This window comes from Collinsella sp. OM08-14AT (assembly GCF_003438115.1).
In the GTDB taxonomy this organism is placed as follows: domain Bacteria; phylum Actinomycetota; class Coriobacteriia; order Coriobacteriales; family Coriobacteriaceae; genus Collinsella.
The window spans coordinates 72,122-94,976 of record NZ_QSTE01000007.1; the positions used below are offsets into that span (position 1 = coordinate 72,122).

Annotated in this window: 21 protein-coding genes; 14 read left to right on the plus strand and 7 right to left on the minus strand. The window is 59.8% G+C overall.

What is annotated here, in order from left to right; translation table 11 throughout:
* The first annotated feature begins 84 nt into the window (after positions 1 to 84).
* From DXC18_RS05420 to DXC18_RS05440, 5 genes are all read left to right on the plus strand, one after another.
* A complete protein-coding gene (locus tag DXC18_RS05420) occupies positions 85 to 1,272 on the plus strand; it encodes an N-acetyldiaminopimelate deacetylase (protein WP_117716578.1) in 1,188 nt (395 codons plus the stop codon).
* Between the two features lie 2 nt (positions 1,273 to 1,274).
* Positions 1,275 to 1,595, plus strand: coding sequence for a hypothetical protein (locus tag DXC18_RS05425; protein ID WP_147330256.1), 321 nt, complete (start codon positions 1,275 to 1,277; stop codon positions 1,593 to 1,595).
* 163 nt (positions 1,596 to 1,758) lie between these two features.
* Entirely contained in the window at positions 1,759 to 2,202 is a 444-nt protein-coding gene (locus tag DXC18_RS05430) for an FxLYD domain-containing protein (protein WP_055309781.1), read from the plus strand.
* Between the two features lie 32 nt (positions 2,203 to 2,234).
* The gene (locus DXC18_RS05435) at positions 2,235 to 2,657 is read left to right on the plus strand and encodes an XRE family transcriptional regulator (protein WP_117635411.1); all 423 of its coding nucleotides are present in this window, start codon (positions 2,235 to 2,237) and stop codon (positions 2,655 to 2,657) included.
* A gap of 98 nt (positions 2,658 to 2,755) precedes the next feature.
* Complete coding sequence (locus tag DXC18_RS05440) at positions 2,756 to 4,135, plus strand: protein kinase (protein WP_158551978.1); 1,380 nt, start codon at positions 2,756 to 2,758, stop codon at positions 4,133 to 4,135.
* Positions 4,136 to 4,172: 37 nt separating this feature from the next.
* Here the strand turns inward: DXC18_RS05440 and DXC18_RS05445 are convergent, their stop codons facing one another.
* Complete coding sequence (locus tag DXC18_RS05445; protein ID WP_117716581.1) at positions 4,173 to 5,306, minus strand: glucosaminidase domain-containing protein; 1,134 nt, start codon at positions 5,304 to 5,306, stop codon at positions 4,173 to 4,175.
* 393 nt (positions 5,307 to 5,699) lie between these two features.
* Between DXC18_RS05445 and DXC18_RS05450 the strand changes: the two genes are divergently transcribed.
* Positions 5,700 to 6,956, plus strand: a complete 1,257-nt coding sequence (locus tag DXC18_RS05450) for an ATP-grasp domain-containing protein (protein ID WP_117716582.1) — start codon at positions 5,700 to 5,702, stop codon at positions 6,954 to 6,956.
* A gap of 84 nt (positions 6,957 to 7,040) precedes the next feature.
* Positions 7,041 to 7,787, plus strand: a complete 747-nt coding sequence (locus tag DXC18_RS05455) for an aspartate/glutamate racemase family protein (RefSeq protein WP_055287235.1) — start codon at positions 7,041 to 7,043, stop codon at positions 7,785 to 7,787.
* A 126-nt stretch (positions 7,788 to 7,913) separates the two neighbouring features.
* Here the strand turns inward: DXC18_RS05455 and DXC18_RS05460 are convergent, their stop codons facing one another.
* The 5 genes from DXC18_RS05460 to DXC18_RS05480 all read right to left on the minus strand — a co-directional run bounded on the left by DXC18_RS05460 (position 7,914) and on the right by DXC18_RS05480 (position 14,725).
* Positions 7,914 to 8,660, minus strand: coding sequence for an energy-coupling factor transporter transmembrane protein EcfT (locus DXC18_RS05460; protein WP_117716583.1), 747 nt, complete (start codon positions 8,658 to 8,660; stop codon positions 7,914 to 7,916).
* Complete coding sequence (locus tag DXC18_RS05465) at positions 8,653 to 10,404, minus strand: ABC transporter ATP-binding protein (RefSeq protein WP_117716584.1); 1,752 nt, start codon at positions 10,402 to 10,404, stop codon at positions 8,653 to 8,655. The genes DXC18_RS05460 and DXC18_RS05465 overlap by 8 nt, the downstream gene beginning before the upstream one ends.
* 212 nt (positions 10,405 to 10,616) lie before the next feature.
* Positions 10,617 to 11,186, minus strand: coding sequence for a hypothetical protein (locus tag DXC18_RS05470; protein ID WP_117583924.1), 570 nt, complete (start codon positions 11,184 to 11,186; stop codon positions 10,617 to 10,619).
* A 408-nt stretch (positions 11,187 to 11,594) separates the two neighbouring features.
* Entirely contained in the window at positions 11,595 to 13,397 is a 1,803-nt protein-coding gene (locus tag DXC18_RS05475) for a C69 family dipeptidase (RefSeq protein WP_158551678.1), read from the minus strand.
* A 410-nt stretch (positions 13,398 to 13,807) separates the two neighbouring features.
* A complete protein-coding gene (locus tag DXC18_RS05480; protein ID WP_117716585.1) occupies positions 13,808 to 14,725 on the minus strand; it encodes a diacylglycerol kinase family protein in 918 nt (305 codons plus the stop codon).
* A 98-nt stretch (positions 14,726 to 14,823) separates the two neighbouring features.
* On the opposite strand from DXC18_RS05480, the gene rnd reads away from it, so the two are divergent.
* From rnd to DXC18_RS05515, 7 genes are all read left to right on the plus strand, one after another.
* Entirely contained in the window at positions 14,824 to 15,957 is a 1,134-nt protein-coding gene (gene rnd / locus DXC18_RS05485; RefSeq protein WP_006234315.1) for a ribonuclease D, read from the plus strand.
* Positions 15,958 to 16,021: 64 nt separating this feature from the next.
* Positions 16,022 to 16,726: a zinc metallopeptidase gene (locus tag DXC18_RS05490; RefSeq protein WP_117564390.1), complete on the plus strand. Its 705-nt coding sequence runs from the start codon at positions 16,022 to 16,024 to the stop codon at positions 16,724 to 16,726.
* A 115-nt stretch (positions 16,727 to 16,841) separates the two neighbouring features.
* Positions 16,842 to 18,293 carry an exodeoxyribonuclease VII large subunit gene (gene xseA, locus DXC18_RS05495; protein ID WP_369831456.1) on the plus strand — a complete coding sequence of 484 codons (1,452 nt, stop codon included), beginning with the start codon at positions 16,842 to 16,844 and terminating at the stop codon, positions 18,291 to 18,293.
* Between the two features lie 42 nt (positions 18,294 to 18,335).
* On the plus strand, positions 18,336 to 18,602 hold the full coding sequence (gene xseB, locus DXC18_RS05500) for an exodeoxyribonuclease VII small subunit (RefSeq protein WP_006234311.1): 267 nt from the start codon (positions 18,336 to 18,338) through the stop codon (positions 18,600 to 18,602).
* A 49-nt stretch (positions 18,603 to 18,651) separates the two neighbouring features.
* A complete protein-coding gene (locus tag DXC18_RS05505) occupies positions 18,652 to 18,987 on the plus strand; it encodes a histidine triad nucleotide-binding protein (RefSeq protein WP_117564389.1) in 336 nt (111 codons plus the stop codon).
* A gap of 147 nt (positions 18,988 to 19,134) precedes the next feature.
* On the plus strand, positions 19,135 to 20,313 hold the full coding sequence (locus DXC18_RS05510; RefSeq protein WP_117583927.1) for an acetate/propionate family kinase: 1,179 nt from the start codon (positions 19,135 to 19,137) through the stop codon (positions 20,311 to 20,313).
* Positions 20,314 to 20,476: 163 nt separating this feature from the next.
* Positions 20,477 to 21,655: an acetate/propionate family kinase gene (locus DXC18_RS05515; RefSeq protein WP_117583928.1), complete on the plus strand. Its 1,179-nt coding sequence runs from the start codon at positions 20,477 to 20,479 to the stop codon at positions 21,653 to 21,655.
* A gap of 203 nt (positions 21,656 to 21,858) precedes the next feature.
* Here the strand turns inward: DXC18_RS05515 and pta are convergent, their stop codons facing one another.
* Positions 21,859 to 22,839, minus strand: a complete 981-nt coding sequence (pta, locus tag DXC18_RS05520; protein WP_117583929.1) for a phosphate acetyltransferase — start codon at positions 22,837 to 22,839, stop codon at positions 21,859 to 21,861.
* Between the last annotated feature and the right edge of the window lie 16 nt (positions 22,840 to 22,855).

Genomic DNA, 22,855 nt, shown 5'->3' on the forward strand with positions numbered 1-22,855 from the left:
TGCAGGGATATGCTGGAAATAAGGGTGTAGCAATCTTGCGGCACAATAGATAGCAGCCGACGCGCACCTACGAAAGGAACCAATATGGCCGAGCTCCAAGAACTCCGTCGCTACCGCCGCGACTTGCACAGGATCCCGGAGCTCGACTTCGATCTTCCGCAGACGATCGCCTATATCGAGGGCGTGTTGGCACCGCTCACCTGCGATGTGACCCATCCGTGCCCCGGCTGCGTCTGCGCTTTCTTCGACGCTGGCGTTGGCGCCGCGCATGCCACGGCGATTCGCGCCGATATGGATGCGCTGCCCATTGCCGAGGCAACGGGGGCAGCGTTCGCTTCGACCCATCCCGGCAAGATGCATGCTTGCGGGCACGATGGACACATGGCCATGGCGCTTTCGGCGGCAACCTTTGTCGACCGTACGATCCGTGAGCAGCCGGGCGCCATTAAGCGCAATGTGCTCTTTGTGTTTCAGCCGGCCGAGGAGACGACTGGTGGTGCCAAGACGGTGTGCGAGAGCGGCGTGTTCGAGCGCTACGGGGTGGATCGCATCTTCGGCTTCCACGTGTGGCCCGATCTGCCCGCCGGCACGTTGGCGAGCTGCTCCGGTCCGTTGCTGGCGCGTTCGAGTGAGACACACATTCATATCCATGGCACGAGCATCCATATCGCTAAGACCTATGGCGTTCCGGTCGAGGAGTCGCACGATGCGGCGCTGGCGGCTGCCAAGTTCTTGGTTTCCGAGCGCGAGCTCATGGACGAGTTGGGTGTCGACGAGCCCTGTATTGGTAAGTTCGGCCTGCTGCAGGCCGGCACCGTCTGCAATGCGGTGGCGGGGGAGGCCCATGTTGCCGGCAGCCTACGTGTGTTTACGGACGACATGTTCGACCGCGCGCGCGAGGGCGTGCGCCGCGTGCTGGACGATGCCTGCGTCGCAACGGGCTGCACATATGACCTCGATTTTGCCGAGGGCTATCCGCCGGTCGATAACGATCCCGAGCTGTTCGCCCACATTGCGCCTGTCTTGTCCGAGCTGCAACTCGTGGATGAGCCTTTGCTGATTGCCGAGGACTTCGCTTTCTATCAGCGCCATCTGCCAGGCGTGTTCTTCCTCCTGGGTACGGGCGTGCCGGAGGGACAAGATAATCCGATCGATTCGGATGGCTGTCCCGCCTATGCCACGAGCGCTCTGCATACCGATACCATGCTCTTTGACGAGGAAATTCTACTCAAGGGCCTCGATGTCTACAAACGATTGCTTAACTTGGAGTGACGATGAAGCGCCGACAGTCTTCCGTATATAGTCCGGGTGGATGCGGGTGTGGCTTGCTGCTGCTTCCGGTTATTGCTGTGAGCATTGGCGTGATGTTTGCGCTTGCCGGGTTGGCCGCGGCGGCGCTCGTGCTGCTGATTGTGGCCATTGGCGTGACGGTCTGGCTGTGCCGTTCTCGCGAGCAACGTCGTGCCGATGGTAAGACCAATGTTGGATGGACCATCTTTTTAGTCGTCGCCTACCTATTGAGCATCAGCTATTTAGTTTTCTTTATCCTGTTGCTTGCGAGTGCCTTTACCGGGGAATCCGTCACGGTGGGTTGATCACCACTGGCAGACGGTCGCGCAAAGTGCGTTTGCTCGGCGCTTGGACAACTGCATTGGCCGTTTACCGCAACCTTAGCTCTCAGCTAATGAATTCAAGTTCAATCCTTCCTACGATGTGCTGTGTGCCGGCACGGTAGCCGGATCGTAGGAAGGATGAATAATGGCAAAAGAGGGAAAGAAGCCGATCGGCAAGATTGTCCTAGGCGTCATCGTGGTGCTGGTTATCGTCGGTGCCGTGGGCTCTATGGGTGGCAATTCAACCGATTCGTCTGCGAGCGATTCGGCAAAACCTGCCGAGGCGACACAGCAGGCTGAGGAGCAAAAAGAACCGCAAGAACCGTATACCATTGCTGACGAGGCTGAAGACACCTCCAATCAGTTTGCCTATAAGATCACGGGCACGCTGACCAATAACACGGACAAGGAAAAGAGCTACATTCAGATTGAGTATGTTCTGTATGATGCCGATGGCAACCAGGTTGGAACGGCTCTTGCAAACACCAATCATCTGAAGGCGGGCGGTTCCTGGAAGTTCGAGGCGCTGGGTACGGTGTCTCCCGACCAGGTTGCTAGCTGGGAGCGTTCGGACGTAAGCGGTTTCTAGCATGTTGCATGCACTGGGGGAGGTGAAGTCGTATGCCCGATAAAAAGCTGACTGAGGAGTTGCTCAATGAGCTTCTCGATGCACCGAACATCGATGGCTATATCAGGGAGCACGACTTTGCCGCCCCGTCGCTTTCGGACTACCTGAAGCAGCTGCTGCAGGAAAAGGGCTTGGAGCGCTCTCGCGTGGTTCGTATGGCCGATCTCAATGAGACCTTTGGCTATCAGATCTTTACTGGTGCGCGTCACCCGAGTCGCAATAAGGTGCTGCAGATTGCCTTTGCGATGGCGCTGACGCTCAAAGAGACCAACCGTGCGCTGACGGCTGCCGGGGTGAGCGTCCTCAACTGCAAGGATCGCCGTGATGCGATTATCATCTTTTGCATCGATCGCGGGTGCAGCCTCCAAAAGGTCAACGAGGAGCTGTATCGCTTTGGCGAGGAGACGGTGAGTTAGCGGCTGATATCTGAGCCGGCGGAGCTGCCGAACAACGATGCAAACGAACGGGGCGCAGATGCCATGGGGTGTCTGCGCCCTGCGCTATGATGGAGGCTATGGATACTCAGACCCCAACATATTCCGATGACGAGCTGACCGCAGCGCTTGCCGAGCATCTGGCGTCGCTCGATCGCGACGACAGCTATCGCGTGGAGCGTGTACTTAAGCGCTCGTCCGTTGAAACAACCGAGCTCGTGTACTTTGAAGGAACCGATGGTGGTTCGCTCGGCCCCTTTGTCCGTAAACGTATCGATGCTTCGGCTCAAATCGGCGGGGCATACGAGCGTCTGTTTGCCGCTCAGCGGGTAGGCAGGCGTTTTGAGCATCTGCCCAGAATCGTCGATTGTCGTCGTGTGGGCGACGAGCTCAACGTGGTTGTGGAATACATCGAAGGGGAGACGCTCGGGGCGCTGGTGGACCGTCTGGGAGCCACCCCCGATTATGCGCGTGAATTGTATCCTGTCCTATGCGATGCCGTGGGTGAGCTCCACGCCGGTTTTGCAATGGCGGGGGAGACGTCGGCGCCGGTGATCCATCGCGACCTCAAGCCGTCGAATATCATCGTGACGGGTGCGAGCCGTACGCTCGATGAGGGCCTGACGTTTTCATCGCTGGTGATTATCGACTTGGGGATCGCGCGCGTATGGCGCGATGGCGCCGATGCCGACACCGTCAAGTTTGGCACGCGACCCTATGCGCCGCCCGAGCAGTATGGGTTTGGGCAGACGAGTGTGCGCAGCGACGTCTACGCACTTGGCGCCCTGTTGTTCTTCTGCTTGACGGGGGCCGATCCGAAATCGGGGCTCGACATGCGCGAGCAATGCGAGATGCGCGGCATTCCTGCCCCTCTGGCCGATGTCATCTGCATGTCGATGGCGCTCGACCCGGCTAAGCGTTTTGCGAGTGCGGAAGCGTTGGGACGGGCTACGCGCGCGGCATACGATCTGAGTCGCCCCGTGCGGCCTCCTGCGCCTGCGCCTGTCCGTACTCCAGACTCGGAGACGGTGTTGACGCCCCAAGGGCTCCAGAACCCCGCAGGGCTTCCTAGGCCTGCCGCCTCTGTTGCATGCGGTCTGCTCTCTCGCGTTCCGGAGTCTCTGGGGCGCATTTGGAATACGCTTGTCTGCTTCTCGCTACTTGTGTTCTTTGCCGGAAGTCACTTTGCCGTCTTTCACCCCACGGGAGCAAACCAAAGCTACCCGACGTGGCTTCTCATAATCGAGTATTTTTTCTTTGTCGATGGCCTTATGGTGCTTATGCATTTTGCGCTGCTCGATAAGCGCCGTCTTCGTCGGCGATTCGTACTGCTCGACAGCTATCGCGGCAAGAAACTCGCGAAACTCTGGCTCAAGGCATTGGGTGTGCTGCTCCTATGCATGATCGTCATAGTCGCGGTTGCCAATGCGACCGGCGTCGTCGATACCTCCGCTACCTAAAAGAAAAGGGCCCCATTGGAGCCCTTTGCAGTTGCGCTTAGATGCGGTTCATCTGAGCGGCGACTTTGTTATACCAGTCCTGCCACGTGGGCGGGCAGTACTTTTTGGCCGCTGCCGGAGTAAGGGTGGAGCCGTAGTTGGCACCCAGATAGGCAACGTGAGCGGAGATGCCCTCGCTCCAGCTGCCAAAGCTGCGCCAACCGCCGCCACGGGCGCTCCAGCCCCAGGCGTTGTAAGAATTGGCGCAATAAGCACCCTTGGTGCTCTCGATACAGGCGATGGCGGGGGACCAACGGGGGTCGACACCGGTATTCCAGGCGGCGACGGCAAAGTTATAGCCCTGGCCTGCCATGGGGGAGCCGGCAAGATAATTGTCGATGCGGCTCGTCCACTCATTAATGAACGAATCGTAATCGGAACTACCGGTATTGGAGTTGTTCACCGTGGTGTCTATGGTGGTGTTGGTGTTGGTGGCCTGGCTGCTGGAATTGCCGCCGCTTACGCCCTCGCCCGAGAGCTTCTCGGCGGCAGCGGCCTTATCGGCCTCAAGCTTGGCAAGCTCGGCGGCATTTTCCTGCTCGGCTTTTGCCTGTGCCTCGCTGCGGAGCTGCTGGGCCTGCGCCAGCGCATCCTCGGCGTTTTTCTGCTCTGCCTCAAGCTGTGACTTGGCCTGCTGGAGCTCGGCCTTGTTCTGCTCGAGTTCGGTTTGCATATTATTGAGCTCTTCGATCTCGTTGACGCTCGAGCTCGTGATCTGGTTGGTGTATTTGCAGGTCGTGATGAACTCACCCAGGCTCTGCGCATTGACCAGGAAGCTCACGATGGGATTGGTGCCCTTCTGATACTTGTACAGATCGCGCATGGCGGAGCTTGCCTTGGCCTGCTGCTCGGGAAGCTTAGCCTCGATTTCCTCGATGCTTGCCTCGTTGGAGTCAATCTGCTTTTGCAGGTCATCGAGTTTGGTGCGGGCGTCGTTGTAGGCGCTCGTGGCGGCTTCGATCTTCTGCTGGGCTGCGGAAAGCTGGTCCTGCGTTGCCTGCGAGGCGGCATACGCCGCAACGGGGGAGAGCATCGGCGTGGCCGTCAGCGCAACGGCGAGCGCGGCGCTCGTGATGATACGAGCCGGCTTCGACGCAATGAGCGCTGCGGCGCGATGATTCGAATGCTGCATCCAGTCCCTCTGCAATCAATCGTAGGTTATGGTTCGAACGGTATTCTACTACTGCTTTCGACCTCAACTTGAACCTTAAAGGTTCTAAAGGGTCAAGTTGAACTTGAGGCTTTGGCCTTGACCTGCGGGAATGGTGAATTGTTGAGAAACCATAGAGTTCAACTTTAACGTTACGGAACCCTGTCGAGAGGGTTTTTGTTTATCAAAAGTCGCCTCATGTGGGGTTTTGCAACTACAAGGTCCCATTGCGGTGAGTGCGGCTTTTATGCTGGACGATCACGTCGATTGCCATAGATACGGTGGAGCTTTGGGCACCGGCGGCTCGGCACGCTAGAATAAATCAGTTGCGCAAAGACCGCCCGTTGTGTGGGCAGTTCATGATAGGAAGTTTCCATGGCATTGCAGTTTACAGAGCGCGAGTTCATTCCCGTGCTGCTCGGTGGCGACATCAACGCCTATTCGGTGGCGCGCGCCTTCTACGAGGAGTACCAGGTCAAGAGCCTGGTCTTTGGCAAGTACCAGACGGGTCCCGCGTACCGCAGCCAGATTATCGACTACACGCCTAACGTGGATATCGATACCATGCCCGTGATGCTCAGGACCGTCAACGGCATTGCCCAAGCGCATGCCGATAAGACGATTGTCCTTGTGGGCTGTGGCGATAACTATGTTGCCCTCGTGGCTCAGGCCAAGGATGCCCATGAGTTGGCGGATAACATCGTCGCGCCTTACGCTCCCTATAGCATGCTTGAGCAGTGTCAGAAGAAGGAGATCTTCTACGAGCTGTGCGAGAAGCATGGCGTGCCCTATCCGCATACCTTTACCTTCACCATGGCGATGCTGAATGCCAAAGGCGAGGCACCTGCCGAAGTGCTCGACCAGATCGATTTTCCCTACCCGATGATTCTGAAGCCTTCTGACGGCATCATGTGGTGGCAGCACGAGTTCGAGGGCCAGAAAAAGGCCTATGAGATTGCCGACCGTGCCGAGCTGGAACAGGTCATTCGCGACTCGTATGCCAGCGGCTACACCGACGACCTGATCTTGCAGGATCGCGTGCCCGGCAACGACGAGTACATGCGCGTGCTCACCAGTTATTCCGACCGTAACGGCAAGGTGCGTATGATGTGCCTGGGTCACGTGCTGCTCGAGGAGCATCAGCCTCACGGTGTCGGCAACCACGCCTGCATCATCACCGAGCCCAATGACGAGCTTATGGATGGCGTGCGCAAGTTGCTCGAGGACCTTCACTTTGTGGGCTATTCCAACTTTGACGTTAAGTACGACGAGCGCGACGGCTCGTTTAAGTTCTTCGATTTCAACACGCGCCAGGGTCGCAGCAACTACTACGTCACCAACAGCGGCTTTAACGTTGCCAAGTATGTGGTGGACGAGTATGTGTTCAACCGCCCGTTTGAGCCGGAGTTTGTGACGGCGCAGGACGAGGCCCTGTGGATGGTCGTTCCCATGGGCGTCGTCGACAAGTACGTCAAGGATCCCGAGTTGCGCGCGAAGGTGCATCGCCTGGACAAGGAAGGCAAGGGCGCCGACCCTTCGTTTATGAAGGGCGACTTTGTCTTTAACCGCTGGCTGCGCATGTGGCACACCAAGCTGCGCCACTTTAAGCTGTTCAAGACGTATTACAAGTAGATGAGTGCGGCGCCCGTCCGGTTTACATCGGGCGGGCGCGGGTATGATACGCGCAATTGCGCAAGCGTCACCAAGGAGGCGGCGATGGAAAAGCTGGGAGTTATCGGCGGCATGGGCGCCGAGGCCACGTCGTATTACTACGACCAGGTGGTGCGCCATACGGCTGCTGCCTGCGATCAGGAACATATCGACATGGTGGTGCTCTCCAAGTCGACCATGCCCGACCGCACGCTTGCCATTAAGACCGGCGAGCATGCCAAGCTGCTGGCGACCATGAAAGAGTGTGCCCAGGCACTCGAGTCGCTGGGCTGTGCGCACATTGCCATTCCCTGCAACACGTCGCACTACTTCTACGACCAGATCCAGTCGTTTACGAAGGTGCCGATTATCCACATGCCGCGTGAGTCGGTGCGCTATGCCCTTGCGGGTGCGGTGATGGGGGAGTGCGAGTTCGACCCCAACCTGAGTATGCCGGCCGAGCCGGTGCACAAGATTGGCATTATGGGCACCGACGGAACCGTGGGCGCGGGCGTCTACGGCCGCGAATGCGAGGCTGCGGGTGTTGAGGTCGTCTATCCCAGCGAGAAACGTCAGAACGATGTGATGTCGCTTATCTACGATGATGTGAAGGCCGGACGTGAGCCCGATATGGATAAGTTCGACCGCGTGATGTGGGAGTTCGCCCGTAGCGGCTGCGACCGTGTCATTCTGGCCTGCACCGAGCTATCGGTGCTGCAGAAGTATCGAGAGATGCCCGAGATCACCCTCGATGCCATGGATGTCCTGGTGCGCGAATCCATCATCCGCAGCGGCGCTCCCTACCGCCTCTAGCTTCCGACCTGCCAAAAAAGGGGCAGGTTAATTTTGGTAGCTTTTATCTGGTGAAACAGTAAAGGCCTCGGCTCGTTTGGTGCGAGCCGAGGCCTTTTGCGTTGGGCGGTTGCTGCCGGTGGCGAACTAGAACAGGAAGCCGATGGCGATGAGGGCGATGCTGACGATGAGCACGGCGATGTCCAGGCCCTTGATGGGGTAGCGCTTGTACGAGCTGGCGCGTGTACGCAGATAGAAGCCGCGCTGTTCTGCCGCCAAGGCCGTGGCATCGGTCTTGGCCACGCTCGAGATGAGCAGCGGCACACACAGTGGCAACATGAGCTTAAGCTTCTTGATAGGGTTCTTGGTGTCGTACTCGACGCCGCGCGCGGTCTGCGCTTCCATGATGGCGTTCATCTCCTGACCAAACACCGGCACAAAGCGCAGCGCCGTGGTAAAGGTGAAGGCATAGCGATACGGTACGTGCAGCACCTCGACGCAGGCGTTGGCAAGGTCGTTGAGCTTGGTCACCATGAGCATGAGGATGAGCGGTAACGCCACACCCAGCAGGCGCAGACAGGCCTTCGATCCTGTGATGAGGCCCGTGTCGGTGATAAAGCCCCACACAACGTTGCCATCGCGCATAAAGGCCAGCTGGAGCACCAGCATGATAAGCGCGAGCGGAATCAGCAACTTGAGCAGCGAGAACAGACGGTCGACGACACCGGCATAGGCGCCCAGCGCAAGGGTGAGTGCCAAAAAGCCCAGCAGCGCCACGTAGGTGTCGGACAAGAAGATGCCGACGATGATGGCGGCGGCGAGGCCCAGTTTGACGACGGGGTTCAGGCGATGCAGCAGCGTATCGCCCGGCATGTAGTCGATGACGTTAACCACGGCGGACCATCTCCTTGGTAATGCGAACGACATCGGTGACCTCGCTCACCTGCGCAAAAGCGGGCGAGACGGAAGATGCCAGACGGCGCGAGAGTTCAATAACCTGGGGAGGCTCCACGTAGGCACGCCGCATGAGATCGATGTTCGAGAATAGCTCGTGCGTGCGGCCGCGGTCGAGGATGCGACCGTCGGCCATTACTACGATACGCTCGGCAAAGTCGGAAACAACTTCCATATCGTGGCAGACCATGATAACGGCGCAGCCGCGCTCGGCCATGGTGCGCACCGTTTCCATGACGGTCATGCACTCGCGGTAATCAAGGCCGCTCGTGGGCTCGTCGAGCACGACGATCTTGGGCTCAACCACTACGACGGAGGCAAGCGCCACCATTTGTCGCTGGCCGCGCGAAAGTGAGAAAGGTGCCTCATCGGCAGGCAGGCCAAAGCGGTCGATAACAAGTTGAGCACGGCGCAGAGCCTCGGCACGGTCGATGCCGGCAAGCTCCAGGCCAAAAGCGACCTCGTCGAGTACGGTATCCTTGCAGATCTGGCGGTCGGGGTTTTGGAAGAGGGTTGCGACTTCGCGGGCGATGCGGCTCGTAGGAACGGCTGCGGTATCCAGCCCCGTAACGCGCACGCTGCCCGAGGCGGGCTTAAGCAGGCCCGTGAGCAGCTTGGTGAGCGTGGTCTTGCCGGCACCGTTTTGGCCGACGATGCCCACGAGCTCGCCGGGATAGAGGGTCAGGTTAAGGTCGTGTACGGCGGCGCCGCCATTGGGATAGGCAAACTCAACGTGATCGAAGGTGAGGACGGGCTCGGCGTCCTTGGCATGAGGGCGCAACGACGGTGCATGCGGGGAGCCGGCGGGCGCCTGGGCTTCGCTGGCCGCGCGTGCGGGGTCGACGATGCCCGAAATCAGGAGCTCGGCCTCATCGACATCCAAGCAAGGGGTACCGCTTACCAGGCCATCGGCCTCGAGGCTATTGAAGATACGCGTGACGCGAGGGCAGTCGACGCCGATGGCACGGAGCTCGTCGGTATGCGCGAAGACCTCGTGTGGTTCGCCCTGCAGCGCGATTTCGCCATGGTTGAGCACGAGCACGCGGTTGCAGTACTCCGAGAGCAGGGCGACCTTTTGCTCAACGACGACGATGGTGATTCCAAGTGCGCGGTTTGCCTCACGCAGCGTCTCGAAGACCAACGTGGAGCTGGCGGGGTCGAGTGCCGCGGTGGGCTCGTCGAGAACCAAGACGCGCGGACGCATGGCGAGGATGGCTGCGATGGCTACCTTTTGCTTCTGTCCGCCCGAGAGGGTGGCGATCTCGCGGTCGCGCAGGTCGCTGATGCCGACGGTCTCGAGCGTTTCGCTCACGCGCTGCTCGATCTGGTCGTGGGGAATGCCAAAGTTCTCGAGGCCAAAGAGCATCTCGTCCTCGACGACCGAGGCGACCATCTGCGTGTCGATATCCTGCAGCACGCTGCCGACGATTTGCGACACGTCGGTGAGCGAGGCTTCGCAGGTGTCGTGGCCGTCAACCATGACGGACCCAAAGAACGTGCCGGTGTAGTGGTGGGGCACGGCGCCCGACAGGCAGGCGGAAAGCGTGGACTTGCCGGCGCCCGAGGGCCCGATGATGCCGATGAAATCTCCCTTGTTCACGCTGAGCGAGATGTGGCTAAGCGCCTGCTCGGTCTGCGTGCCATAGGAGAACGAGACATCGTCGACGTTGATGATCGTTTCCATGGATACCTTTCATAGTCATTGGGGACGTTCTTTAATGACTAGTCGTTTAAGAACGTCCCCAAGAGCTAGTTGTTTGGGACAGTCTTTGGTGGCGAAGCACGGAGACGGCTTTACGAGGGGCTCCAGGTTGGCGCGAAAGAGGAGCGAAGCGTACTTGGGTACGCGAGCGACGAATGAACGCCAAGATGGGGTGGCTCATAAAGCCGAACGGGTTAGTTGAGCTTCAGGGTCTTCTGGATGGGCAAGTAGAGGGCGCCGACCAGAATGGCGTTAAAGACGGCGGTCATGGCGACGACGGGCAGCATGGCGGCGGCGAGCTCGCCCACCACGCCGAGCATGGCCATCTTGATGACCATGAAGATGACGCCCGAGACAAAGGTGGTCACGAACGTCGCGACAATGGCGATGGCGGGCTTGACCTGACCGTTCTTGCCGGCGGCATTGACGATGACGGCCATGAGCATGGCGGCGATGCCCTCGGCGGCAAAATCGACGAACGGCGAGGTGGTGGTGATCTGGATCACGGCAGCCGAGATGAGGCCAATGACGAGCGCCTGACCGATGTTGGGGCGAACGACCAGGATGGTGAGGCAGAAGGCCGAGATGATGAACTCGGGGCTGATCATGCCGCCCGAGATGCCCGAGATTGCCTTGCCGACGGTAAAGTTGAGGATGAAGCCGGCGGCGAGCAGGATGGCGAGCAGGACGAGGGCGCGGACATCGAGTTTGCCGCGGTCGGCGGTCTGGACGGTGCGGGGCTGGGCGGCGGTGTTCTGAGACATGGTGAAAATCCTTTCGGAATGGGAGTGCAAGAGAAAAGCGGAGGCGCGTGATGCGAATGCGATCGGGCTCGAGATAGAAAAAAGCCCCCGGTCGAAACCGGAGGCCTTCCAATCACCTAGAGCGCAAAAACAGGCGTGAGGGACTCACTGTCGACCGATCGTATTCGCATCACGCCACCACCAGTTGTTGAGAGACGTCATCGTGTTCTTCATGTTGGTGGCTCCTTTCGTGATGCCGTGGCGCGGTCGCACCTAGTTGCTGTTGCGCTGCACTATAGCACAGCGAAGTGTATGCGAGGAAATCTTTTTTGAAAAGATTTCAGGCGGGTTTCCCGTCGGTCAAAAGAGCGGGCTAAGCGGGCGAGGCTGCCATTGCTGCCTCGCCCGCTCAGCTAAGACATGAGGGCCTTAGGCCTTCTTGCGACGATAGATCACGTAGGCGCAGACACCGATGATGACGACGGCGCCAACGGCCATGGCGGCCATGTTGTTGCCCTCGGACTTCTCCTCGGTGACCTCTTCCTCTTCGGCCTCGGGCTCGGCCACGTCCTCATCGGAAAGGGCCTCGTCGGCGTAGGTGATGGACTCGACCAGGCAGTCGTTGTCAGCATCGTAGTCACTCGGGACGAACTCCTCGGAGAAATCGCCCTCCTGGAGGTAGTCGCGCATCTCCTCGAGCATGGCCTTGCACTTAACATAGGTGTTCTTGGTTGCAGCCTTGCCGGCCTTGTTGGCCAGGGCGGTGCGGGCTTCGGTGCCTTCTTCGGCCTGCATGGCCTCGTCGACGGTCAGGTTCTGCTCGATGAGCTCCTTCTGCAGGGCGTCGAGATAGGCGCGGACGCCGGTGGCGCAGTGGTCGCGGTTCTCATAGGCGAGCGTGTTGATGTCCATGAGGACGTAGTTGATGGAGTTCTCGGGCTCCTCGTTGTTCACGACGTCTTCCTCTTCGCAGTGATCGAAGGAGACATCCTGATCGCTGAAGTAGGGGCTGACCTCGGTGAGCAGTGCGGAATAGAGGGGGATAGCGACGGAGAACTCGGCGTTGGAGAGCATTTCCCACTGGATGGTCGCGATCTCGGGGTCCATGCCGTGACGGATCTGGAAGGTGTGGATTTCGGTGTTGCGGTTGGAGCCGATGGCATACGCGCCGTCGGTGTTGGCGTTGAGGCCGGCGACATTCTCGCCGCGAGCGGCGAAGGAACGAATCATCTCAAAGGTGTTCCAGTCGGACTTGCCGGGCGTAAAGAACAGCGGCTGCATTTCGTGGACCAGGGCGCCGGTCGTCGCGCGAGCGTCTTCGCGCTCGTCCTTGACGATCTTGTAGTCGGTGCCCTCAGCAAGCGGAGCCATGAAGTAATCGCGGCCCTGGATATAGCGCGACCACTGGTGCATGCCGGCCTCGCCAATCTCCTCGCCGTAGGTCTTGGCGACGTCGAACTTGCCGTCGGTGTACTCGGCAAAGCCCTTCTCCTTAGGCATAGACTCGATGCCCTCGGAGTGGAGGCAGTTCTCGGTGTCGTCGAGGTCGACGTCATAGGTGAGGTTGCCGATGTTGGGGTTGAGCGAGGCGATATCGTCAGTGAGCCTCATGGCGATCCACTGATGGCCGGAAAGCGCTGCAAACAACCAGGTCTCGTTGTTGTCGGCAATGATGATCTGGTCGTTGGAGCAGACGCCCTGCTCGTCAATCAGGCTGCCGAGGAGCTCGACACCCTCGCGGGCCGTGGCACTCTCGCCCAGAATGACGCTGGCGTAGTTGTATTCGCCAATGCCAGTCTCCTCGGTGATGGGGTCGGCCTCTTCGGCCTTCTCGTTATAGGAGGTGCTCAACGTGGCAGAGCAGGAGACACCCTTCTCGTTGATGCCTGCCTCGGAATATGCGTCGTAGCGATCTTCCCACTGCGAGGGGTTGTCGCGAACGAAGGTGTAGCGGTAGGTTGCGCCCTTGGACTTGTACTCAAAACCGGACTCGACCGAGGTGTACTCGTTGCCGTCCTTGTGTGCGGGCTCAATGCCAAAGTGCTTGATGTAGCGCGGACCGAAGTCCTCGGAACGGCCGTAGTACGTGTTGCCGTCTGCCGTGAGCTTGCTGCCCATGTAGATCTGGGTGCAGGCGAGTGCCGAAGTCGGCATGGCCATGATAGCCGCTGCTCCAAACGCAAGGCCGCAGCCGAGCTTCTTGAGCGTGTTGACAGGATGAGTAAACCTCATAATCCCTCCCAACTGTTGAAACCCCGCGAAACCGTACGGAGTTTCAGCTAATAAATACATCTACTAGCCTAAAGGAAGTGTAAAGAGTATTCACTCGACAACAGCCTTTGCTCGATGAGCGTGAAGAAATATACGATGAACGGATAATAATACTCATTTTATGGCTTTAGTTAAATAAAGGCACCCTGCATTTACTGTAGCTGAATAAAGCATTAGACGGCGGTCAAAAAGAAAACTCTCCCGCTGTTTAGGATTTGCATAAACAGCGGGAGAGTCGATAACTGGATGAATATCATACCAATGTGGATTTACTTCTTTCGGCGGTGAATCACGTTGATGGCGTAACCGACGAGCATGGCCAAGACGATGACAATAAAGCCGATCAGGGGATTGTCGTTCATAGGGTCCTCCTATTTTCCGAGCGGGGAGAATTCGTCGACGATGAGGTCGAGGCATTGCGGAAGCGCGCGGGCTCCAAAGACGCCCGAATTGCTGGAGATAATCTCGCCATCGAACTGCATGCCCAGTGACGGGGTGCAGGTGATCTTGGCTTCCTTGGTCTGGATGATCTTGAACTGTGGGCGCCCGAGTACCTTGCCGGCGGGGTCAAGCGCAGCGGTGATCACGGTAGGCAGCAGCTGCACGGTGCGCACGGGTTCGATGACCGCAATGTCGACCATGCCGTCGTTCATGCGGCAGTTGGGGAACAGGTTGATGTCGTTTTGGATGACCGAGGTGTTGCCGGCCATGCAGCAGATGCCATCGAGCTCCTCGACAATGCCGTCATGCTCGATGGTAAAGTGCGCCACCGTGTGGTTGGGCGTGGCGAGCGCGGAGAGGAAGTAGGCGAACTCGCCGATGTCGTTTTTGGTAGGGGCGGCCTTCATCATGATCTCGGCGTCGAAGCCCGAGCCGGCGATGATGATAAAGCAGTGGCGCTTTTCGTTGCCGTTCTCGTCGAGCCAAAAGAGCTCGCCCATGTCCACTTTGACCGTGCGACCGGCACGGCAGGCCTTGGCAAGTGCCGCTGCCTCGGGGGCATTACCGATGTTGTTAAAGAACAGGCAGGCTGTGCCGGAGGGGAAGACGAGCGTGGGGACGCCGCATCCGCGCATTTGGTCGAGTACGTTGGAGACGGTGCCGTCGCCGCCCGAAATCACCACGCGATCAAACTCGCGCACGTCTGCCACGGCGTCTTCGGGTTCCATGCCATCGCCGATAAAACGCATCACGACCTCGTCGCCGCCCTGCGCGAGGGCGTGCGTGAATGCGTAGATTTCATCTGAGCTGGGGCCCGATGCCGGGTTGTGGATGATAAGGCAGCGCATACTTACGTTCCCGTTCTGTGACTAACCGAGTATAGTTGTAAGGCAATGCCGATATCCTACCCGTGTTTTTCGGGCCTAACCTTATTCGATGGGTTGATATGTACATTTCCACACATCAGGCTCTACTCGACTTTTGTCAGCGCGCCCGTGAGTTTGACGCGATTGCCGTCGATACCGAGTTTTTGCGCGAGCGCACGTTCCATCCGCGCCTGTGCCTGGTCCAGATTGCCACTCCTGCCGAGAGCGTCGCGGTTGATCCGCTGGTGATCGACGACCTGTCTCCCTTGGCCGAACTCATGGCCGACGAGAGCGTGACCAAGGTGTTCCATGCTTGCTCGCAGGACATGGAAGTTATGCTTCATACCGTAGGCGTGTTGCCGCGTCCGATTTTTGACACGCAGGTGGCCGCCGCCTTTTTAGGCGAGCGCCAGCAGATTTCCTACGGCGCGCTCGTGCAGACGTTTTGCGGCGTCTCGCTGCCCAAGACTGAGTCGCTGACCGACTGGTCGCGTCGCCCGCTGACCGATAAGCAGATTGAGTACGCGATCGATGACGTCAAGTACCTGATCGTCGCCTATACCGAGATGATGAGCCGTCTGCGCGAGCTGGGCCGCGTGGACTGGGTACTCGACGAGTTGCGCCCGCTGGCTGACGAGTCGCACTATCGCGCCGATCGCCACGAGGCGTTCCGCAAGGTCAAGCGCATCAATTCGTGCAGCCGTCACCAGCTGGGTATCGCGCGCGAGCTCGCCGCCTGGCGCGAGGACCGCGCCGAGCGCCGTAACATCCCGCGCAAGTGGGTCATGTCCGACGACACGCTGCTTGCGCTCGTTAAGCGCAATCCCGTCCGCGTTGAGGAGTTCCGTAGCATTCGCGGTACCGACCAGCTGGGGGAGCGCGACGTGGACGGTGCGCTCATGGCCATCAAGCGCGGCGCGAGCTGCCCGCACGATCGCCTGCCGCTCATGGTGCGCGGACACCGTCAGATCTCGCCGGAGCTGGAGAGCGTGACGGACCTGATGTATGCGCTCATCCGCCTGGTTGCCGAGCGCTCGGGGGTGGCGACCTCGGTCATTGCCTCGCGCGATGACCTGGCCGATTACATCGAGCATCCAGAGCAAAGCCCCCTGCGCGAAGGCTGGCGTTTTGAGCTTGTGGGTTCGCGCCTGGACGATCTGCTTTCCGGCAATATGGGGCTCACCGTGAAGGACGGAAAGATTGAGTTGTTATAGGGAAGCCTAGTCTGCTGAGTGGGTAGAATGCCTCCAACGTGTAACTCGATTTGGAGGAATTCGCATGCCCTATTACTATGGATATGGCTTTGGCATCGACCCGCTGTACCTGCTGGTTGTTCTTGTCTGCACGGTGCTTGGCCTTGCTGCGCAGAGCTATATCAATTCGACGTACAAGACGTGGTCCAAGGTTCGCTCGGACGGCGACACGGGTGCCACGGTCGCTCGCCGCATGCTCGACGCCAACGGTTGCAACGCCGTGGGTATCAAGGGCGTCGCCGGTGAGCTCACCGACCATTACAACCCGCAGGACAATAACCTGTATCTGTCGGATTCCAACCGTTCGGGCGGCTCGGTCGCAAGCGTTGCTGTCGCTTGTCACGAGGCAGGCCATGCCGCGCAGCGTCAAAGCGGCTATGCCATGATGAAGGTACGCACCGCCCTTGTGCCGGTCGTCAACTTTACCCAGAACACTTGGACCATCGTGCTGCTCATGGGCCTGTTTATGAACATCGCGGGACTCACGACCCTCGCACTGATCTTCTTCTCGTTTAGCGTGCTGTTCCAACTGGTTACGCTACCGGTCGAGATTGATGCTAGTCGGCGCGCCGTGGCGTATATTGAGCAGTCGGGTATGAGCTCCCAGCAGGTCAACGGTGCCAAGAAGGTGCTGACGGCCGCCGCGCTTACCTATGTGGCTGCGGCGCTCACCTCGATTATTCAGCTGCTCTATCTTATGGCTCGATACAACAGAAACTCCAACCGATAACAAATTGGGTCGCTGGGCGCCGCGGGGATTCGTGTCCTCGCGGCGCTGTACTATGTGTTGGACTTGAATTTGCGCAGGGCCGAAGCCCTTGTGCACGATGACGAAAGGAGGCTGCGTGGCAGGCTGGAATCTAGCCGGCAATGCCGTTTCCGCCGAGTTCGACGGTTCGGACGAGCAGGAGCGTAAGGAGCTCAGCGTGAGCCAGGCGGTAGAGATCGCCGCCGGTGCGCTCGATGCCATTCCGCAGCTGAGTGTCCTGGGCGAGGTCACGGGTTTCCGTGGTCCCAATGCCCGAAGCGGCCACTGCTACTTCCAGATTAAAGACGACTCGGCCGCCGTCGACTGCATCATCTGGAAGGGCGCCTATCTCAAGCGTACCTTCGATCTGCGTGACGGCATGCAGGTGAGCTTTAAGGGCAGCTTCAATCTCTATAAGGCCACGGGCCGCATGAGCTTTGTCGCTCGCTCGTTTTCGCTGGCGGGGGAGGGTCTGCTGCGTCAACAGGTGGCGCAGTTGGCCGAAAAGCTACGCCGCGAGGGACTGATGGACGAGTCCCGCAAACGCCGCATCCCGGTGTTTTGCTCACGCGTGGCGGTCGTCACCTCGCTTTCCGGTGCGGTAATCGACGACGTCAAGCGTACGCTGCGCCGTCGCAACCCGCTCGTCGAGCTTGTCTGCGTGGGCGCCAAGGTTCAAGGCGAGGGTGCGCCGGCCGAGCTCATTGATGGCTTGCGCCGCGCCGCTTCCATTACGCCGGCGCCCGACTGTATTTTGCTGGTGCGCGGCGGCGGCTCCTTTGAGGACCTCATGACCTTTAATGACGAGGAGCTTGCCCGCGCGGTGGCGGCTTGTCCTGTGCCCGTGGTGACCGGCATTGGCCATGAGCCCGATACCTCGATTTGCGACATGGTGAGCGACCGACGCGCCTCCACGCCCACGGCGGCGGCAGAATCGGTGGCGCCGGCTATGACGGAGTTGGCCGATGTGCTCGAGGCGCGCCATCAGCGTCTGGGTGCCGCGATGGCATCGATGATTGGGTCGGCCCAGGTCGACCTGGAGATGCTCGATCAGCGCGGTCGCCGTGCCTGGGATACCTATACGGCTCGCTTGGGTGATGCGCTCGATGCCGCTGCGTGTCGCCCGTGCCTCAACGACCCCACATTTATGGTCGAGCGTCGCGAATCGGAGCTTGCGCTGACTGCCGATCGCCTGTCGGGCGCCATAGTACGCTCGGTCGGGACATTCCGCTCCAACTTTGAGCGCTTGCCCGAGCGTCTGATTACAAGCACCTCGGGGCTCGATGGTAAGCGCCATGCGCTCACGCTTGCGAGTTCCCGCCTAGAGCATCAAGGGCGCACGATGCTCAGCAAGCCAGCGTCCGACCTGAGCCGTGCGGCAGCGTCGCTCGATGCCCTGTCGCCGCTCAAAGTGCTTGCTCGCGGCTATTCCATCGCGTACAGCGATGATGGTGTGGCTACGAGTGCCAAGACCTTTAAGCCTGGCGACGCCATTCGCGTGCGCATGGCAGACGGCAACGTGGCAGCAACGGTCGATACGGTCGAGTAGACCGCGTTTCGCAGTGATAGACCCTTAGGAAAGGAAACAGATATGGCAGAGAAGACCCCGGTCGAGCAGCTTACGTACAAGCAGGCCTCGCAGGAGCTGGAGCTCATCATCCGCAGCCTGGAGTCGGGCGATATGGAGCTTGAGGAGTCGCTCGAGAGCTACACCCGCGGCGTCGAGCTCCTCAAAAGCCTGCGCACCCGCCTGTCCGATGCCGAGCAGAAGGTCTCGGTGCTCCTTAAGGACGTCGACGGCAACGATGTGCTCGCCGACGGCGAGGCCGCCAACACCGATGATAACCTTTCGTTCTAAGCATCTCGACCAAATATAATTACCTTGGTCTGTAAGAAAGGAACCAGCTATGTGCGATTGCATCTTCTGTAAAATTGCCAACCACGAGATCCCCTCGACCGTTGTCTATGAGGACGACCAGGTCATCGCCTTCGACGACCTCAACCCGCAGGCGCCGGTCCACACGCTCGTGATCCCTAAGAAGCACTACAGCGACATCGCCGACAACGTACCCGCCGAGACCATGGGCGCCATAGCTCACGCCATCCAGGAGGTCGCCAAGGCCAAGGGTCTGGAGGACGGTTTCCGCGTCATCTCCAACAAGGGCGTCAACGCCGGCCAGACCGTCATGCACTTCCACATGCACGTCCTCGGCGGCAAAAACCTGGGCGAGAACCTCATCTGAGGGCGCTTCTTCCTTGCAATGAAACGGAAGCTCAAGCACCGATAACTTATATATCAACGCAATAAACCCGAGCGCGAGGGCGTTTGGGTTTATTATTGAAGCGTATGTAACCTGGCGGCGCCACACCGCCTGTTAGTAGGGAGACACATGAACGTTCTGGTCGTCAACGCAGGATCTTCGACCCTTAAGTATCAGGTCATCGATACCAAGTCCCACAAGGTGTCCGCAAAGGGCTCCTGCGAGCGCGTCTGCTTTACCGGCGGTACCTTCACCCACGCTGCCAACGGTTCCAAGAAGGTGACCGAGAACATCGAGTTCCCCGACCACAAGGTCGCCATCGAGGTCGTTCTGAAGGACCTCGAGGCCAACGGCGTCAAGATCGAGGGTATCGGCCACCGTATCGTTCAGGGCGGTTGGTACTTCGGTGATTCCTCCCTCGTCGACGAGGACGTCCTCGCCAAGATCCGCGAGGTTGCTCCGCTCGCCCCGCTGCACAATAACCCCGAGGCCAACGTTATCGAGTACTGCCTGGAGCAGTATCCCGACCTGCCCAACGTCACGGTCTATGACACCGCTTTCCACTTCAACATGCCCGAGGTCGCCAAGACTTACGCTCTGCCCAAGGATGTTTGCGACAAGCTGCACATTCGTAAGTACGGCGCCCACGGCACCAGCTACCGCTACATCTCCAAGAAGGTCGCCGAGATGACCAACGGCGGGGCCCGCAAGGTCGTCGTGTGCCACATCGGTTCCGGTGCCTCCCTGTGCGCCATCGAGGACGGCAAGTGCATGGACACCACCATGGGTCTCACCCCGCTTGACGGCGTCATGATGGGCACCCGCTGTGGCTCCATCGACCCGGCTACCGTGTGCTACCTGCAGCGCGAGGGCGGCTACACCTTCGACGAGGTTGACGAGATGATGAACAAGAAGTCCGGCCTTTTGGCTGTGACCGGTGGCAAGACCAACGACTGCCGCAATGTCGAGGAGCTCGCTGCCGCTGGCGACCCCGAGGCTCAGCTCGCCTTCGATATGTTCGTCTACAAGATTGCCGCCAAGGCTGCCGAGATGGCCACTTCTATGTGCGGTATGGACACCCTGGTCTTTACCGCCGGCATCGGCGAGCACGCTCCGGCCGTCCGCGCCGGCGTTGCCGACCGCCTGGCCTTTATGGGCGTCAAGATGGATCATGCCCGCAACGCCCTGCGTGGTGACGGCGCTTGGTGCCTGTCTGCCAAGGATTCCAAGGTCAAGATTTTCGTCATCCCCACGGACGAGGAGTTCATGATCGCTTCCGACGTCGAGCGCATCGTCAACGGCAAGTAATTGCAAGAGGGGAGGGGCTGGACGACCGAGCGCCGTTCAGCCCCTCTTTCGTCTCGTTGAGCGATATGCCTGATAGCTATTTATCAAGTTGTGATAACTTCTTATTAACATGCGGCCGCCTTAAGGGGTCTGCGCCGACCGTATCGCACTGCAAAGGAGTCTCATGAACGTACTTGTTGTCAACGCCGGCAGCTCGAGCCTTAAATATCAGCTTTTGGATACCGATACCCGCGAGGTTTTCGCCAAGGGCAACTGCGAGCGTATCGGCTCGGACATGGGCATCTTTGGCCACTCCGAGAACGGTGGTGCCAAGCAGACCGAGGAGATTCCTTTTCCCGATCATCGCTGCGCCATTGCGCGCGTGCTCGAGGAGCTCGAGAAGACCGACTTTACGATCGATGGCATCGGCCACCGTATCGTTCAGGGTGGCTGGCACTTCGATGATTCCGCGGTCGTCGACGATGAGGTCATGGCTAAGATCCTCGAGGTTGCCCCGCTCGCCCCGCTGCACAACTACGGCGAGGCCGCGGCGATTGAGTATTGCCGCGAGAAGTATCCGGAGCTGCCCAACGTGGCCGTCTTCGATACCTCGTTCCACATGACCATGCCCGAGGTCGCCTACACCTACGCGCTGCCCAAGGACGTGTGCGACAAGTACCACGTGCGCAAGTACGGTGCCCACGGCACGAGCCACCGCTATGAGTGGATGATGGCCAAGGAGATCCTGGGCTCGCGCTGCCACCGCCTGCTCTCGTGCCATTTGGGCAACGGCGCCTCGCTTGCCGCCATCGAGGACGGTGTATGCCGCGATACCACGATGGGCCTCACGCCGCTCGACGGCCTGATGATGGGCACCCGTTGTGGTTCCATTGACCCGGCTACCGTGTGCTACCTGCAGCGCGAGGGCGGCTACAGCTACCAGGAAGTCGATGACATGATGAACAAGCAGTCTGGTCTGCGTGCCATCTCGGGCATCTCCAACGACGCCCGTGACATCCGTACGCGCGCCTCCGAGGGCGACGAGCGCTGCCTGCTCGCCTTCGATATGTTCGCCTACAAGGCCATGCAGCAGGCCGGCTCCATGATCGCTTCCATGGCGGGCGTGGACACCATTACCTTTACCGCCGGCATTGGCGAGAACGACTGGTCGATCCGCAAGGCCTTCTGCGACTGCTTTGAGTGGCTGGGCGTGCGCATCGACAACAACAAGAACCGCGAGGCCGTGGGTAACGGCCCGCAGGTCATCAGCGCCGCCGGTTCCGCCGTCACGGTCATGGTCATCCCCACCGACGAGGAATACATGATCGCCCACGACGTCGAGCGTCTGACCAAGAACAACTAACGCGCGCATTTGCAAGTAAGCGAAAGGCCTCCAGAGCAACGACTCAGGAGGCCTTTTTGCTAGCAGGCGGAAATTCCAGTCCCAAAGTGATCATCACCAGCAACGCCCCCGTTCGTAGCTCCGAAGGAGCAGAACGTGGGCGTTTCATTGGTCGAGGACGTTTTCAGGGGTTAGCCCGTACGGCCTTCGGGCGAGTGCGTCCGCTACTCAGCCATCTGAGCCTGGACGGCGGTGATGGCTACGACACCCACGATGTCGTCGGCAGAGCAGCCGCGCGAAAGGTCGTTAACCGGCTTGGCGATGCCCTGCAGGATGGGGCCGTAAGCGTCGGCGCCGGCGAAGCGCTGGACCAGCTTGTAGCCGATGTTGCCGGCCTCGAGATCGGGGAACACAAGCACGTTGGCCTTGCCGGCAACGGAGGAGCCGGGGGCCTTGAGCTGGGCGACGGTGGGAACGATGGCGGCGTCGAGCTGCAGGTCGCCATCGATGGCGAGCTCGGGAGCCTTCTCCTTGCAGAACTTAACGGCCTCCTGGACCTTCTTGGCGACCTCGCCGCCGGCGGAGCCCATGGTGGAGTAGGAGAGCATGGCCACGTGCGGCTCGACGCTGCCCATAAAGGTGGACCAGGAGTGAGCGGAGGCGATGGCGATCTCGGATAGCTCGTCGGAGGACGGGTTGATGTTGAGGCCGCAGTCGGCGAAGATCAGCGTACCGTCGGTGCCGAACTGCGGGGTGTCGGTGCACATCACGAAGAAGGCCGAGACCAGCTTGGTGCCCGGGGCGGTCTTAAGGATCTGCAGCGCGGGGCGCAGGGTGTCGGCGGTGGAGTGGCAGGCGCCGGAGACCAGGCCGTCGGCGTCACCCATCTTGACCATCATGGTGCCAAAGTAGGTGGCGTCCATCACCTGGGCGCGAGCCTGCTCGATGGTGACGCCCTTCTTGGCGCGGAGCTCGGCAAACTTCTGTGCGTACTCCTCGTGCTTCTCGGCGTTGCGCGGATCGATGACGGTGGCGCCGGGGACGTTGATCTCGTTGGGATCGCCCAGGATGACGATGTTGGCCAGGCCTTCCTCGATGATCTTGTTGGCCGCGACGATGGTGCGCGGATCCTCGCCCTCGGGCAGGACGATGGTCTTAAGGTCGGCCTTGGCGGCAGACTTCATACGGTTTAGGAAATCGCTCATGTTACTCCTTGCAAGC